At 61.9% G+C, this 14037-nt stretch carries 11 protein-coding genes; all 11 read right to left on the reverse strand.

Annotated elements, in window-relative coordinates:
- Nucleotides 1-45 precede the first annotated feature (45 nt).
- Nucleotides 46-999, reverse strand: a complete 954-nt coding sequence (locus BFP99_RS17680; protein ID WP_065947817.1) for a PDR/VanB family oxidoreductase — start codon at nt 997-999, stop codon at nt 46-48.
- Nucleotides 999-2042, reverse strand: a complete 1044-nt coding sequence (locus tag BFP99_RS17685) for an aromatic ring-hydroxylating dioxygenase subunit alpha (RefSeq protein WP_065926053.1) — start codon at nt 2040-2042, stop codon at nt 999-1001. The genes BFP99_RS17680 and BFP99_RS17685 overlap by 1 nt, the downstream gene beginning before the upstream one ends.
- The gene (locus tag BFP99_RS17690; protein ID WP_065947818.1) at nt 2039-3112 is read right to left on the reverse strand and encodes an aromatic ring-hydroxylating dioxygenase subunit alpha; all 1074 of its coding nucleotides are present in this window, start codon (nt 3110-3112) and stop codon (nt 2039-2041) included. Before BFP99_RS17690 ends, BFP99_RS17685 begins: the two co-directional genes overlap by 4 nt.
- Nucleotides 3113-3160: 48 nt before the next feature.
- Entirely contained in the window at nt 3161-4360 is a 1200-nt protein-coding gene (locus BFP99_RS17695; protein WP_065947819.1) for an MFS transporter, read from the reverse strand.
- A gap of 126 nt (nt 4361-4486) precedes the next feature.
- Nucleotides 4487-7015: an efflux RND transporter permease subunit gene (locus BFP99_RS17700; RefSeq protein WP_065947820.1), complete on the reverse strand. Its 2529-nt coding sequence runs from the start codon at nt 7013-7015 to the stop codon at nt 4487-4489.
- A 4-nt stretch (nt 7016-7019) separates the two neighbouring features.
- Nucleotides 7020-8123, reverse strand: a complete 1104-nt coding sequence (locus BFP99_RS17705; protein WP_065926049.1) for a YCF48-related protein — start codon at nt 8121-8123, stop codon at nt 7020-7022.
- A gap of 71 nt (nt 8124-8194) precedes the next feature.
- On the reverse strand, nt 8195-9559 hold the full coding sequence (locus tag BFP99_RS17710) for a DUF1329 domain-containing protein (RefSeq protein WP_065939493.1): 1365 nt from the start codon (nt 9557-9559) through the stop codon (nt 8195-8197).
- A gap of 12 nt (nt 9560-9571) precedes the next feature.
- Nucleotides 9572-11251 (reverse strand): DUF1302 domain-containing protein, encoded by a 1680-nt coding sequence (locus tag BFP99_RS17715; protein WP_065926047.1) that lies wholly within the window; start codon nt 11249-11251, stop codon nt 9572-9574.
- A 128-nt stretch (nt 11252-11379) separates the two neighbouring features.
- Nucleotides 11380-12504: an FAD-dependent oxidoreductase gene (locus BFP99_RS17720; RefSeq protein WP_065947821.1), complete on the reverse strand. Its 1125-nt coding sequence runs from the start codon at nt 12502-12504 to the stop codon at nt 11380-11382.
- Between the two features lie 178 nt (nt 12505-12682).
- Nucleotides 12683-13045 carry a Rieske (2Fe-2S) protein gene (locus tag BFP99_RS17725; RefSeq protein WP_065926045.1) on the reverse strand — a complete coding sequence of 121 codons (363 nt, stop codon included), beginning with the start codon at nt 13043-13045 and terminating at the stop codon, nt 12683-12685.
- Nucleotides 13046-13060: 15 nt separating this feature from the next.
- Nucleotides 13061-13999, reverse strand: coding sequence for a VOC family protein (locus BFP99_RS17730; RefSeq protein WP_053121646.1), 939 nt, complete (start codon nt 13997-13999; stop codon nt 13061-13063).
- Between the last annotated feature and the right edge of the window lie 38 nt (nt 14000-14037).

Genomic DNA, 14037 nt, shown 5'->3' on the forward strand with positions numbered 1-14037 from the left:
GTTGGCAAAACACCGCAGCGGGTAGAGATGAATCAGTGGAAAACCTTAAAGATCAAGCACCAACCGGGCGCTCCTGGCACGCGAGCAACACGGCGTGAACTGGTCGTTGCGGGCCCGCTCGGCATCGGTCAAGAACATGTCGCGGTGTTCCGGTTCGCCTTCCAGCACGCGCGTAATGCAGGTGCCACAGATGCCCTGCTCGCAGGACAGGGGAATATCGATTCCCGCTTCCAGCAGCACCTGGGCCACGCTGAGCGCGGCCGGCACTTGGAAACACTGTCCGGTGCTTGCCAGTTGCACCTCGAACCCGCCCGCCTCACCCGCCGGGGCAGCGGCGGCGGCAAAGTACTCACGGTGCAGTCGCGCCTCGGCCCAGCCCTGCTCGCGAGCCGTGCCGAGCACGTGTTCCATGAAACCGTTGGGGCCACAGACGTACAGGTGACGGTCGGCGGCTGGCCCGGATAAAACCCGAGCGGCGTCGAGACGCTGGGCATCCTCGCCATCGTCCACATGAACCTGCACACACTTGGCAAACGTCGAATGGCGCAGGTACTCGATAAAGGCCATGCGCCCGACCGAGCGACCGCAATAGTGCAGCTCGAAAGGCGCGCCGATCCGCGCCAGGCGCTCGGCCATGCAGAGAATCGGCGTGATGCCGATACCGCCGGCGAACAGCACGCTGTGCCCCGCCCCATGCTCAAGCGGGAACAGATTGCGTGGCTTGCTGATGCGCAGCCGGCTGCCTTCGTGCACTTGCTGGTGCATGGCCTGCGAACCGCCGCGAGACGCTGGGTCGAGCAACACTCCCAGCAGGTAGCGGTGGCGTTCTTCCGGGTGATTGCACAGCGAGTACTGGCGCACCAGGCCATTGGGCAGGTGCACGTCGATATGCGAGCCAGCGCTGAAGGCAGGCAGCATGGAATTTTCGACCGGGGCCAGTTCGAAGCTGTAGATGCCCTCGGCTTCGAGGCGCTTGCGAGTGACGATGACTTCAATCATCACTGGGCACCCGCAGGCTGTTCGGCAGCAATCATGCGGTCGAGGACACGCCGCGCCCGGACCGCTCCTGCATCACCAATCAGCAGGACCGGCTTCAAGTCCCAGAATGATGCAGCGCCCATCATGCGCTGCTGCGCCTCGAGCATTGGCAAGTCTTCATCGGCAAAGGGCCGGCTGATCGCGGCCGCCTGCTCATCAGCGAATCTCTCGGCAAATTCGCCCATTGCCTTGGGGAAACAGACTGAGAACCAGTAGTGAGTCGTGGTCTCGGTCTCTGGAGTGAACAGATGCGGAATCGGTGTGGAAACGCCCTTATCCCTGGGGAGCCCGGTCGCCACGGCGCCGGAAAACAGCAACATGTTCGCCGGAGCATCCCAACGCACATCGATCCAACGGTCCACCGGTGTGCCCTGAGGAATGTTCCAGGCGGTGTAGAGAAACTCCGGCATGATTTCCGCAACCGTCTGGCGGTTGGACCAAACGGTGTTGCCCTCCTCTTGCACGCTGGTCAACGCGCTCTTGACGCCATCGCCACCCAGCGTAGACGGGTGCAAGAATTCGATATGACTCAGGTCCATGATGTTGTCGGTTTCCAGCACGTAGTTGGCTCTGGCGTGCAGGTAGCGTTTGCCGACATACCAACGGTCTTCATCCATGCAACTGAAATCCGGAATCAGCGTCGCATCGGCCAGTTGTGCATCGCCCATCCAGATCCACAGCAGGCTGTAGCGTTCAACCAGCGGGTAGGCCTTGACCTTTGCCGCCTTGGGAATTGCACCATCACCATGAGGGTTATGCACACAGGTGCCGCTGCCATCGAATTCCAGGCCGTGGTACGGACAACGCACCGCATCGCCTTTGAGGATGCCCATGCCCAGGGGCGCGAAACGGTGGGGACAGCGATCGGCAATGGCTTGGGCATTACCTTGGGTGTCGCGAAAAAACACCACGGGTTCATTGAGCAATGTTCGTTGGAACAACTCGCCAGCCTTGATCTCGTTTCCCCAGGCGGCCGCGTACCAGACGTTGCGTAGAAAGCTCATCGCAGTTCCTCTTTTTCATAGTTTGATGACCGACTGGCTTGCGTCTCCGCTCGCTCGGCTTCCATCAATCGACGCAGAACACGTCGACAGCGCACGGCCCCTGCATCGACTGGCAGCAACACAGGGTTGAGGCCAAGCAGTTCAACCTCACCAATCTGGCGCTGTTGAGCCTCGACCATGGGTTTGTCTTCACCGGCGAAAATACCGATCAACATCTCCTGGACGAAGGCATTCAACTGCGCATTGTCCTGCTCGAAACTGCGCGTGTTGGCAAAGAAATAATGGGTGTTGGCCGCGTCCTGCGGCGTCATCAGATGCAGGTTCCATGTCACTGGTCCCTCGGCCCTGGGGCGCCCGGGAGGCGTGGCGCCGCTGCCCAGCAACATCAGGCCGGGCGCGTGCCAGATCACTTCAGCCCAGACGTCCGCCCGGGTCGGGTCTTCAAGGTGAGCGCCGAAAGCCGGAGGAGGCACATCATCCGGTGCCCACCAACTGATGCGCACACGGTCGTTGGGCAGCTCCTCGATGGTGGCGCGGGTGCGTGACAGCGCCCCGCCACCGAGCGTATCGGGGTGGAGGAAATCAACGTGGCTCAAATCCATGATGTTGTCGGACAGCAACTCGTAGTGCGCGCGGGTTGGCAAATACCCGTGCCCCTTGGCATGGGTGGGCGCCTGTTCGAAGAAGGAAAAATCCGCGATCAGCGCATCGTTGGCCAGGCTCGCATCGCCAGGCCAGACCCAGATCGCGCCATGGCGCTCAACGACTGCGAACGCGCGAACACAGGCGGCTTTGGGGATATTCCCATCGCCGTGGGGGTTTTGCGTGCATTGGCCACTGCCATCGAAACGCAAGCCGTGGTACGGACACTGAACGCTGTCGCCGACAACCTTGCCCATGTGCAGCGGGGCAAAACGGTGCGGGCAACGATCGGCGAGCGCCTGGATCACGCCTTGGCTATCGCGAAAGAACACAATGGGTTGCTCGACGATGGTTCTGCCCAGCATGCCACCTTGCGCCAGCTCGTCTGCCCATCCAGCGATGTACCAGGTATTGAGCAAATAACTCATGCGGTTCTCCTCGTTGTTCTTATTGTGTCGAAGCGTCGAATGGGCAGGTCAGTGCTCAGGGTCTGCGGCCACCGCAGTGGCAAAAACAGACCCGCTGCCACGCAACCGAAGGCAGGCCAGGGCTACCACCAGTTGAACGCCCGCGACGATGCCCAAGGCCGCTGGCAAGGCGCCGATTACGCCGCCGGTGATCGCCAGCACCACCAGCGGGCTGGCGAACTCACCGGCGAAGAACATCGCCGTGAAGCCGCCGGCCGCGCGGCCGCGCTGCTGGAAGTCGACCTGGCTCATGATCCAGGTGAGCAGGGTCGGCATCATCAGGCCGATGCCCAGACCGTTGATCAGGACGGCGATCACCACCAGCCCGTGACTGTCGGCTACCGCCAGCAGCCCGCCACCGATCCCGGCCGCGACGAAGGCCAGGAGCATCTGCCGCTGCGCCGGCACACCGCTCAACAGACGAAAACTCAGGGCGCCGACCAATACGCCGAACTGACTGGCGCCCATGGTCAGGCCGATCTGCTGCGAACCTTCGACATGCAGCAGGTTAAGCAGGTAACCGACTTGTACCGGCACGATGAACAGGCTCAGGCCCGCCAGGAATGCCAGGGCATACAACGGTGCCAGCGGGCGCCAGGGTAATGCCCTGCCCGCCGTTGTGAGGGTGGCCGCCTGCGCACGCGGCTCCCATAGCAACCAGGCCATCAGCGGCAGGAACACCAGCCCCAACCCATACAGGGCAAATGGGGTACGCCAGCCGTGCTCGCCGAGCACTCCACCGATGGCAATGAAGATCGCCGCCGACAATGAGGTCGCGACCATTTGCAGGGCGAACATGCGTTCACGTCGCGCGCCGCTGTAGTAGTCGCCCATCATCGTGGTGCAGCAGGTCATGATCGCCGCTTCGGCCACACCGATGCCGGCGCGGCTGATCACGATGACCTGCAGCGACTCCAGCCATAGCGGCAGCACGCCGCAGACGGTGTAGAGCACCATCGCACCGATCAACAACGGTTTGCGCCCCAGCCGGTCAGCGATGATTCCGGCCACGGGAGCCAACAACGCAATCATCAACGCCGGCAGCGTCAGGGCGATGGGCACCAGCACGGCCACACCCGGTGTGTCGGCGAAGTGTTCCTGCATACGCGGCAGGACGGGGGCCAGCAGCACCGCACCGAGCACTGGCAGGCAACTGCCGAGCAACAGCAACAAGGATTGCGGTAGCCGCGCCTGGCGTTCAACGTTCATCGCACACCTCCGCAGGTTGCGCCGCGCAAAATGCCATACCAAAGGCGCTCAGGCCGGCGATGAGGTCGAACCATAGAGACTGCTGGAACAAATGCACACGAGGCATGGGAACGTCCTTTTTTGTTGTTATGACGCGACGGGATTGGCGTCTTTTATCGTTTGATCGTGCTCTGAAGTCAGGCGTAGCGAGTGCTTCACGCAAGCCCCCTCCTCGGCTACGGCAGGCATCATCGGCAAGCTCGTCGAATGGCTGGGTCTGGCTTCGGCCTGCCCCGCGCTCACCCGCTTGCTCGGCAACAGGAAGTGAGCCAGGGCTGGCAATAGAACCAGCGCACCGACCATGTTCCAGACGAACATGAAGGCCAGCAGCACGCCCATATCAGCCTGGAACTTGATTGGCGAAAACATCCAGGTGGCCACGCCGATCGCCAAGGTCACGCCAGTCAGCATCACCACCTTGCCGGTGGACAGCAGTGCCCGGTAATACGACTCAGACAAGCTTGTGCCCTGGCGCATATGACCGAGCAGGATGCTCATCACGTACAGCGCGTAGTCGACGCCGATGCCCACGCCGAGGGCAATCACCGGCAGGGTCGCGACCTTGACGCCGATGTTCAGCCAGACCATCAGCGCCTCACAGAGGATCGATGTGAGCATCAGCGGAATCACCGCGCAAATCGTGGCGCGCCAGGAACGGAAGGTGATCAGGCACAGCAGGATCACCGCGCCGTAGACCCAGAACAGCATTTCGCGGTTGGCCTGCCTGACGACGATGTTGGTCGCGGCCTCGATCCCGGCATTGCCAGCGGCCAGGAGGAACTGGACGTCATCGGTATTGTTCGCCGCGGCGAATTGCTCGACGTGATCCACCAGGCGGCTCAAGGTTTGCGCCTTGTGGTCGGAGAGGTAGACGTACAGTGTCAGCAGGCTGCAGTCTTCGTTGTACAAACCGCGCGGTGCCCCGGCGGTGACCATGTTGAGCATCGCCTGGTTGTTCTGCAGCTCATACCATTTCGGGCTGCCTTCGCTCAGGCCCACCAGCATGCGGCGGTTGAGCAACGCCAGGGAATTGGTCGAATCGACACCCGGCAAGGTGCGCAACTGCCAGTCGAGGGCATCGACCTTGTTCAGGATGTCATAGCGCGAACAGGCGCTGGCGGGTGTCTTGATCATGACCGCGAACAGATCGCTGCTGGCGCCGTAATGCCGGGTCAGGAATGCATCATCCTGGTTGTAGCGCGAGTCGGCCCGCAGCTCAGGCGCGCCCGCATCCAGGTCACCGACTTTCAATTGCAGGCTGACGATGAAGCCGAGCGTCGCCAGCGCCAGGCTCAGGGCGATGCACAGCGCCGCCCACCGGCGCTGGGTGAACAGGTCGAGGAAGCGCCAGAATCCGTGGCGATTGTGGCCGGCCAGTTCGGCGTGTTCGCTTTTCAGGCTCAGTTGCGCCGCACGGCGGCTGACCCCCACATAAGAAAGCAATATCGGCAGCAGGATCAAATTGGTGAAAATCAGCACCGCCACGCCGATACTGGCAATCATCGCCAGGTCCTGGATCACCTGGATCTTGATGATCATCAGCACCGCGAAACCGACCGCATCACACAGCAGCGCGGTGAGGCCGGCGAGAAACAGGCGGCGGAAGGTGAAGCGTGCGGCGACCACCCGGTGCATGCCGCGCCCGATATCCTGCATGATGCCGTTCATCTTCTGTGCGCCGTGGCTCATGCCAATGGCAAACACCAGGAACGGCACCAGCACCGAATAGGGGTCCAGTTGATAATTGAGCAGCGGCAGCAAGCCGAGCTGCCAAACCACCGCCACCAATGAGCAGAACACCACCAACAGAGTGCTGCGAATGCAGCGGGTGTACCAATAAAGCACCACCGTGGTGATCAGGATCGCCACGGCGAAGAACATCAGGATTTGCCGCAGGCCGGCAATCAGGTCACCGACTTTCTTGGCGAAACCGGTGATGCGGATGTCGATGCTGTCGCTCTGGTATTGGCTGCGCAATGATTCCAACTGTTGCGACAGTTGGCTGTAGTCCAAGGGTTTGCCGTCCGGGGTGCGCTGCAGCAGCGGTACCTGGATGATGCTCGAAGCCTGGTCGAACGCCACCAACTGGCCGATTTCGTTGGACAACTGCACGTTGCGCCGCAATGCCGCAAGGCTCGCTGCGCCGCCATCGTAGTTATCCGGAATGACCGGCCCACCCTCCAGGCCCGCCTCGGTCACCGCCACCCAGCGCGTGGCCGGCGTCCAGAGCGATTTCATGTACGCACGGTCGACACCGGGCAGCAGGTAGATCTTGTCGCTCAACGCCTGCAGGGTCTTGAGGTAGGCGCTGTCATAGATGTCGCCCCGCTTGTTGACCACTGCAATGCGCACCGCATTCCCCAGCCCGCTCAACTCCTGCTGGTGCTCAAGGTAGTTGGCGATATAGGGCTGATGGGTGGGAATCATTTTTTCGAAGCTGGCATTGAGCTCGACACGACTGGACTGCCACCCCAGCACCAGCGTGGTCGCCAGGCACAGCAGCAACACCCACAGACGATGGTTGAACAATGCTCGTTCGAGCAGCGAGCCGGAGCGTGGATCAAAGTCATCGAACGTACTTGCACGAGACGGGGAAAATTTATCAGGGGACGTCATAACCTCACTCCGGAGCGGCAGTGGCTGGCTGCGCAAGACGCTGCAGCCCGGTGAAACCGGCAACGATCAAGCTGCCATCGGCGGCCTCGATCACACTTGAAACAGGTTTGCCCAAGGGCGTTCCCAACGGCAGCAGCGCCGCCCCGGTCTGCTCGCTGTTGCGAAACAGCATGCCGCCCTGGTTGACCAGCAGTAGTTGGCCGTCGGCCAGGCGTGTGGCGTCGTTGAAGGAGATCGGTACGGGCACCGAAAGACGCTGGAAACTTGCGCCGGCGTCGTGGGAGACAAAGGCATTGCCCTTCAGACCGGCGACCATCAGCGCGCCATCCGCGCGGTTCTGCAGGGTGAAGAAACTACCTTCGTAGGGGCTGTCCAGTTGACTGAACGACAGCGCATCGTCGTCCGAGCGTGCCAGGTAGCCCTGCTCGCCAGCCAGGAACCAACGTGTGCCGTGGCGACTGATGGCGTACAGGTGCAAGCCGTTGGGGTTGGCAATTTGCCCCATCAGCGATTGCCAGGTGGCGCCACCATCGGTGGTCAGCAGCGCCAAACCGTAGGCACCGACGATCAGCCCGCGATGTGCGTCGACGAACTCCAGTGCCAGAAAGGGTTTGTCTGGACCATCGGCGACAAGACGCTCGGCATTTTGTACCCGTATCAGGGCGGCATCCGGGTCGACAGCGGTGGCTTGTTCCGCCTTGGCGGCGTCCAGTTCCAGCTGTGCCACGCGTACGCCGTCGAGCTGCAGCGTCCAGTGCTCGCCGCCGTCCAGCGTCGCCAGCACCACGCCCGCATGACCGACTGCCCAGCCCTTTTGCGCATCCACGAACCGCACCGCCGTCAGGCTGACCGAAACCGGTACCGAAGCCTGGTGCCAGCTTTGCCCATTGTCGTCGGAGAACAGCACCAGGCCGCGCTCACCCACGGCCACCAGGCGTGTGCCGGCACGCGCCAGGTCGATCAATACGCCGTTCTGCGCAGCCGGTACCCGCATGGCCGGGGTATTGAGCGGCACGCCCACCGCTGCCGACCCGGCCAGACACTCGCTCGTGGCGAGGGGCAAATACAAGGCCAACAGCAACGCACTCGCCTGACTGATTCTGTTCATAACCTACCTCGGACAAACACTCGTATCCCAAGGGCAGACCGGCAGGCCTGCCCTTCACTCTCGGCTCAGGTCTAACGCACGCCACGCCCCGCCATCGCCGCGGGCGAGAACTCCGAGGACTTGTAGCGATCGACCGCGCGATACTGATCCGGCAACCCGGCATAGAGATTCTGGATAAACCACGCACCGGAGGTCAGGTCATAAAAACCTGAAGAGAGTTGCACCAGCCCAGGCAGGTCGGGCAATACGGAAGGCAGCGACCAGAGGGTCTTGGCCAGTTGGCCGCTGGCATCCCAACGGTCGCCGAGCAGGGCTTGCCAAGTGTCTTCATCGAGGTAGTAACGCCCCTTGGGCAACTGGTGGCGCTTGCCGGCGGCCACCGTCGATTCGAGCACCCAGACGCGGTGCAATTCCCAGCGCACGTAGTCCGGGTTCAGATGGTGCTTGCCCAGCAGGTCCTGCGGCTGGGCAGCGTTTTGCACCTTGTTGGTGTTGTAGGGGACATACATCTCCTGCTTGCCCACCAGTTTCCAGTCGAACCGGTCCGTGCGACCACCCCACACACTCAACTCATCGAAGGACATGACCCCGGCAGTGGACGGCGTCGGCGTATCGCAGCAAGCGTTGGGCAGCGTGCGTACCCGGCGTTGACCGCTCAGGTAGACATGGGCCTGGGATTTGTCACCGTTGATGTTTTCACGCCCCAGGATCTGCTCACCGGCACGAATCGCCGGGCCGAGATTGACAAAGTGCACCTGCCAGTAGTCGCCCGAATAGTTCTCAGGGCCGCCCTCCTGAAAGTAGTAGGGCATTTCCTGGGTCAACAGGCCGTCGCTGGTCATCACCTGGTTGCCGTCAGCGGTCATCAGATAGTGGCGAAAGTGCCCCGCCACCGAAGTGCCGCGCCAGTTCAGCACATGGTTCCAGATGGCTTCGGTACCATTCTGTGGAATCGGGAACGGGATCCCGCCATAGGCACCGTCGGGGATCAGTCCGGCGCTGCTGTCGACCAGTTTGGCGCGGGTCGCATTCTTGAACGTGTTGTCATAGACCCACTGCGGCGCGGCCGCCGTGCGCCGGGTCGGATAGACATCGATGCGATAGGTGTCCGGGAAACGCTTGAACAGCTCCTTGGTGCCGTCGCTGAGTTTGTCGGCGTACTTGGCCAGGTTCTGGGCGGTGATGCTGTACAAGGGTTTGTCCGCAGCAAATGGATCGCTGCGTTTGCCGCCCGGGACGTAGCCTGGATCAACCTTGGTGTAGCCACCGTCCCAGGCCGGAATACTGCCGTCGGCATTGCCGGCTTTCTCGGCACCGAAGGGCGTCAGGGTCTTGCCCAGCGCGGCCGCTTGTTCGGCGCTGGCGGCCAAGGCCATCGGCGCGGCAGCGGCCAGCAGGGTTAAGCACAAGGCCTTTAGAGTGAACTGAATGGTCATGCGCAAATCCTCTTAGAACGTGGTCTTGACGGAGAAAGCCAGGTAATCCCGATCCTTCAGCGACTGCTTGTAATTGAACTGGTTGGCGGCGTTGAGGCTGGTGTCCTCGGGACCGTAAAAGTGGGTGTAGGTCAGCCCCACCGTCACTTGGTCCAAATAGGTGGCGGAGACGCCGATGTTCATGTCCCCGCCTCTGTCGGGGCCGAACCCGCTGATCACAGCCGACTTGCCCATGGGGAAATAGCTGATGCCCAGCGGCACGCTGATATCCACGCCCGGAAAGAACTGGCGATAGGTGGGCGTGTAAACCAACTTCAAGCCCAGTCCATCATCAGTGGCGTTAGGGTCTAGGGCGGCGCGGTTCCTGGTTACGGCGAGCAGGCGGTTCCAGGCGATTTCCCCTACCAGGCTGGCTTCATTGGCGACGAAGGAAGGGCCCAGCGATGCCAGGACGTTGAGGTTGACGTGGGCCGTACGGCCGACGGCATAGAGGGCGTCGTCGTTGTTGTCCGCCTCGGCGCCCGGCAGGACGGTCTGGGCGTTGGACACCAGCGGCATGTTCCAGCGCATCGATGCCTCGCCGGCAAAGCTGTACTCGTTCACGGAGGTCGCGAAACTGGCGCCCAGGACCCGGATATCTTCCGGGTAGACCCAGGAATATTCGCCGACTTGCCCGGTACTGAAGTTCGGCCCGGTGGCATTCGGCTTCAAGTACAGCGTTGGGGTTTTCTCGTGATATTGGAGTGCGTACAGGCCGTAATCCGTCGTCCCGGTGTTGTACTTGAGCTGCAGGCCGCCCTGGCCGGAACTCCTGGCTTTCTTGTCCTTGCCATGGAAAAACGCAGCCGGGCTGTTGGCATTACCGCCGAGGAAATCCGGGAACGGCCCGCCGGTGATCAGCCGTTCATTGCCGTCGCCGATGGTATCGCTGGTGGAGAAATAGCTACCGGCGCCCGGCAAGCGGGTGGCTTCCCACTCCAACTGGTAGAAGGCGCCCAATGACACATCGTCGGTTAGTTGGTAGGCGGTCGAGAGCTGGTTGACCGGTCGGGTGATTTCCTTGAATTGGGTGTTGGGCACCGATTGCGCCTTGACCACGTCCACCGGCGCCATGGCTCCGGCAATGCCGTTGCCGCCGAAGAACAGGCTCTCGCCCCAGATCAGCCCGTGGCGCCCGGCGCGAACCGACAAGGTACGGTCGGCCAGCTCACCGTTCCAGTAGACGAACGCATCCAACAGTTCACCGTCACCGCCGTGCAGTTGACGGGTATCACTGGTGAACTCGTTGAAACCCACCGAACGCTGGTTGGCACTGGCCGCGTCGTTGTTGTCGTTGCGGTCCTGGTAGACAGTGTCGTACCAGGCCGCACCGCTCAGACGGGCACCAAAGTTGTGAAAACCGATGTCCAGTTCGGAAAGAATATCCAGGCGATTGGAGATCAGGCCCTTGCCGAAGTTGTGATCACCGTCATTCTGGTTCAGCGCCGTCTGCCCCTCGCTAAGCTTGCTGCTGGGCTCCTTCAGGCGCCAGGCCGCGCTGTACTTCAGCGTGTTGTCCCAGCGCAAGCTGAGATCGGGACTACCGGTGTCGATCTGAAAGGCCTGGGCAGCCGAAGCGCCAAGCCCCAGGCTGGCCGCAAGGGTCAGGGTGAAGGGGACGCGCCGCGACGCAGCGAACTTGCGAGTAGCCATCGAAGTAACCCTCTTTATTGTTGTTGTATGTCAGCTCTTCTGGTGGAACGGCGCCCGCAGTCGAACCGGGCCAAGCCTGCACAGGCATGAAGCATCCATGGGAGAGCAAATTCAGTTTTGCCGGCGCCTCAGATAGGCGCTGCCGTGACGTCGAGCATCCGCCTGACCAGGCCGATCCGGTCGAAGCTGCTGTCGTGGGCCATTTCCTTGTCACCGGCCAGCACCGAGCTGTCGCTGATGAATTTGCAGCGCTCATAACGGCGCGCCATAAAGCGTTGGAGCTGCTGTTCGAGGCTGCCGCCGGCGATCAACTCTTCGCCAAGCACCACGGCATCCTCGATGGCCATGCCGGCACCCTGGCCCAGGTGCGGCGTCGTGGCGTGCACCGCATCGCCAATCAGCACGACACGGCCGCGGTACCAGGGCTCGCTGACGAACAGCACCTCCAGCGGCTTGTAGACCACCTGGTCGCTGTCGGTTATTTGCTCGCGCAGTTCGCCGATCAGCCCGGTGAAACCACTCAGGCGCTGGCGCATCTGGGTCGCCAGCGTGGCAGCCTCCATCCTGGGGTTGGCGGGCTCATGGGAAGTCACGAACAGGTACATCTGGTCGCGGCCCAGCGGCACCAGTCCGGCGTTACCGGCAGGTCCCTGGAAGGTGGCCAGATGATCAATTCCAGCGGCACGAGGAAAGTTGTAGCGCCACACCGATTGACCGGTGAAGCGCGGCAGGTACTGCTCGCCAAACAGCAGACCGCGCAGGTGGGAGTACAGGCCATCGGCGCCGACGACCAGGTCGTAGCGACCGCGACTGGCATCGGTGAACAGCACATCGACGCCCTCGCCCATCTGCTCCAGCGACTCGACACTCAGGCCCAGACGAACCGAGACGCCAAGGGCAGCAACGGTTTCGCTGAGGACTTGATGCAGGGCCAGGCGCGAGATGCCGACGTTGGCTGGATACTCGGGCCCCGCCAGGCGCTTGCCGGGAATTCGCGCCAGTTGTTCACCGGCGGTGGTGTTGATGGTCACATCCTCGAACGCGTAGGCGGCATCCAAGTAGCCGTCCAACACACCCAGCTTGGCCATCTCACGGACGACGTTACTCTGCTGGATGATGCCAACGCCATAGACTGTCCACTGCGTCTTGAGCTCGACAAGATCGACTTCGATGTCCTGGCGACGCAAAGCGATTGCCGCACATAGACCACCGATACCACCACCGACGATAAGCACCTTTTTCACTGCGTTCATGCTCGTCTCACTCTTATTCTTGTTATTCACGCTAGCGTTCTGCCGGAGCGATCCCAGGCTTGACCACCGGCTGTGTTTGCACGCATTCGCTACCGCGTTGTGTTCACTTTCTCGGCAAAGCAGGCGTTTGACTAATCGCATGTAGGGATACGATGTATCAGCTACCGCGATACGTTAATCAGGATGCATACGCCTCCAACTGATCCGCTTCGAGCACCAGCCAATCGGCCTCTGCATGCCATTGCAGTGCGCTCAGGCTGTCCCCCAGGCACGGCCCGTAGACGCACAGACCACTGTCCGGAAGGAACCGGGCACCATGGGCGTAACAGACGATCTGGCGGCCATCGACGCTGAGAAAACGATCCTTGCGGTACTCCAGGCGCACCTCCAGGTGCGGACAGCTGTTGCGATAGACCCGCACTTCGCCGTCATGGCGCAGGGCGAACACACTGTCCTTCCCCGTGCCCAGGGGATCGAACCCGCGGGCCTGCCCTTCCACCAGTTCATCCAGGCAACAGAGCACCAGGGCCTCGTGACTCATGGACAACCTCCACACTCAGGCCTGCTTGGGCGGAGGGCCGCTCGGGAACCATTTTTCCCGGGAGGTGAACAGGAACAATTGCGAATTATCCGCCGACAGTGGCGCCTGGCGCGCTTGCCAGGCGTCATCGTGCTTGTCCATATCGGCGTCGTATTCGATGTGACAGCCCAACGGACTGTTGAAGTACCAGAACCAGTTGGAACCGAAGAGATGGCGGCCCGGCCCCCAGAAGCTGGTCCAGCCTTGCTGCTCGAAGCGACGTCCGGCCAGCAGGACTTCCGTGCCGCTGCCCATGTGAAAGGTGAAATGCTCGCAACCCTTCATGTGTGGCGGTGTCTGGATCATGAACAGGCAGTGATGGTCATCGGAACCGGCCGGCCGCATGAACGGACCCGCGCCGACAAAGGTGTCGGTGGTCACGAAGCCCAGGCGCTGGTAAAAAACCTCGGCCTTGGCTGCATCCGGCACGAAATACACCACGTGGGACAGGGTACGCGGCAAAGCCTGCATATCGGGGCTGATGCCCGGCTGGTTGACCGGCCGCTGGGGGACATGGCCCGGTGCGTTAGTCAGGTCGGCGGGCGCGCTGTACGCACGCCGCACGCTGATCTGGAAACCAATGGCAAAGCCCATATCGTCCACGCTGTGCACGGAGCCATCGGCACCGCGGGTCACCGGGCGGTCGCGCCCCAACTCATCGGCGATGGCCTCGAGGTCAGCCACGCCGGCCACGCCATAAACGGTTTCCCGAATCGAGGGAGCAGGCCCGATGGCCACCGGCAAACGAGCATCGTCTGCATGACGGATAATCACCGCCGTGCCGTCGAGGGCTTCAAAACGACCGCCCTCGCTGTCGACATCGACAGGGCGCAGGCCGTAGTCACGCAGGCAATGGGTACAGGCTTGAATATCGTCGACGCCAAAAATCAAGGCATCAAGGCCAATGATGTTCATTGAGTTACCACTCCATTGTAATTATTCAGCGCAGGCCA

The sequence above is a fragment of the Pseudomonas sp. 1 R 17 genome, assembly GCF_900067035.1.
Taxonomy (GTDB): domain Bacteria; phylum Pseudomonadota; class Gammaproteobacteria; order Pseudomonadales; family Pseudomonadaceae; genus Aquipseudomonas; species Aquipseudomonas marginalis.

Coding starts and splice junctions, on each gene's coding strand:
- BFP99_RS17725 (WP_065926045.1), bottom strand. CDS start 13,045: ATGAGTCACGAGGCCCTGGTGCTCTGTTGCCTGGATGAACTGGTGGAA.
- BFP99_RS17685 (WP_065926053.1), bottom strand. CDS start 2,042: ATGAGCTTTCTACGCAACGTCTGGTACGCGGCCGCCTGGGGAAACGAG.
- BFP99_RS17680 (WP_065947817.1), bottom strand. CDS start 999: ATGATTGAAGTCATCGTCACTCGCAAGCGCCTCGAAGCCGAGGGCATC.
- BFP99_RS17695 (WP_065947819.1), bottom strand. CDS start 4,360: ATGAACGTTGAACGCCAGGCGCGGCTACCGCAATCCTTGTTGCTGTTG.
- BFP99_RS17700 (WP_065947820.1), bottom strand. CDS start 7,015: ATGACGTCCCCTGATAAATTTTCCCCGTCTCGTGCAAGTACGTTCGAT.
- BFP99_RS17690 (WP_065947818.1), bottom strand. CDS start 3,112: ATGAGTTATTTGCTCAATACCTGGTACATCGCTGGATGGGCAGACGAG.
- BFP99_RS17710 (WP_065939493.1), bottom strand. CDS start 9,559: ATGACCATTCAGTTCACTCTAAAGGCCTTGTGCTTAACCCTGCTGGCC.
- BFP99_RS17730 (WP_053121646.1), bottom strand. CDS start 13,999: ATGAACATCATTGGCCTTGATGCCTTGATTTTTGGCGTCGACGATATT.
- BFP99_RS17705 (WP_065926049.1), bottom strand. CDS start 8,123: ATGAACAGAATCAGTCAGGCGAGTGCGTTGCTGTTGGCCTTGTATTTG.
- BFP99_RS17715 (WP_065926047.1), bottom strand. CDS start 11,251: ATGGCTACTCGCAAGTTCGCTGCGTCGCGGCGCGTCCCCTTCACCCTG.
- BFP99_RS17720 (WP_065947821.1), bottom strand. CDS start 12,504: ATGAACGCAGTGAAAAAGGTGCTTATCGTCGGTGGTGGTATCGGTGGT.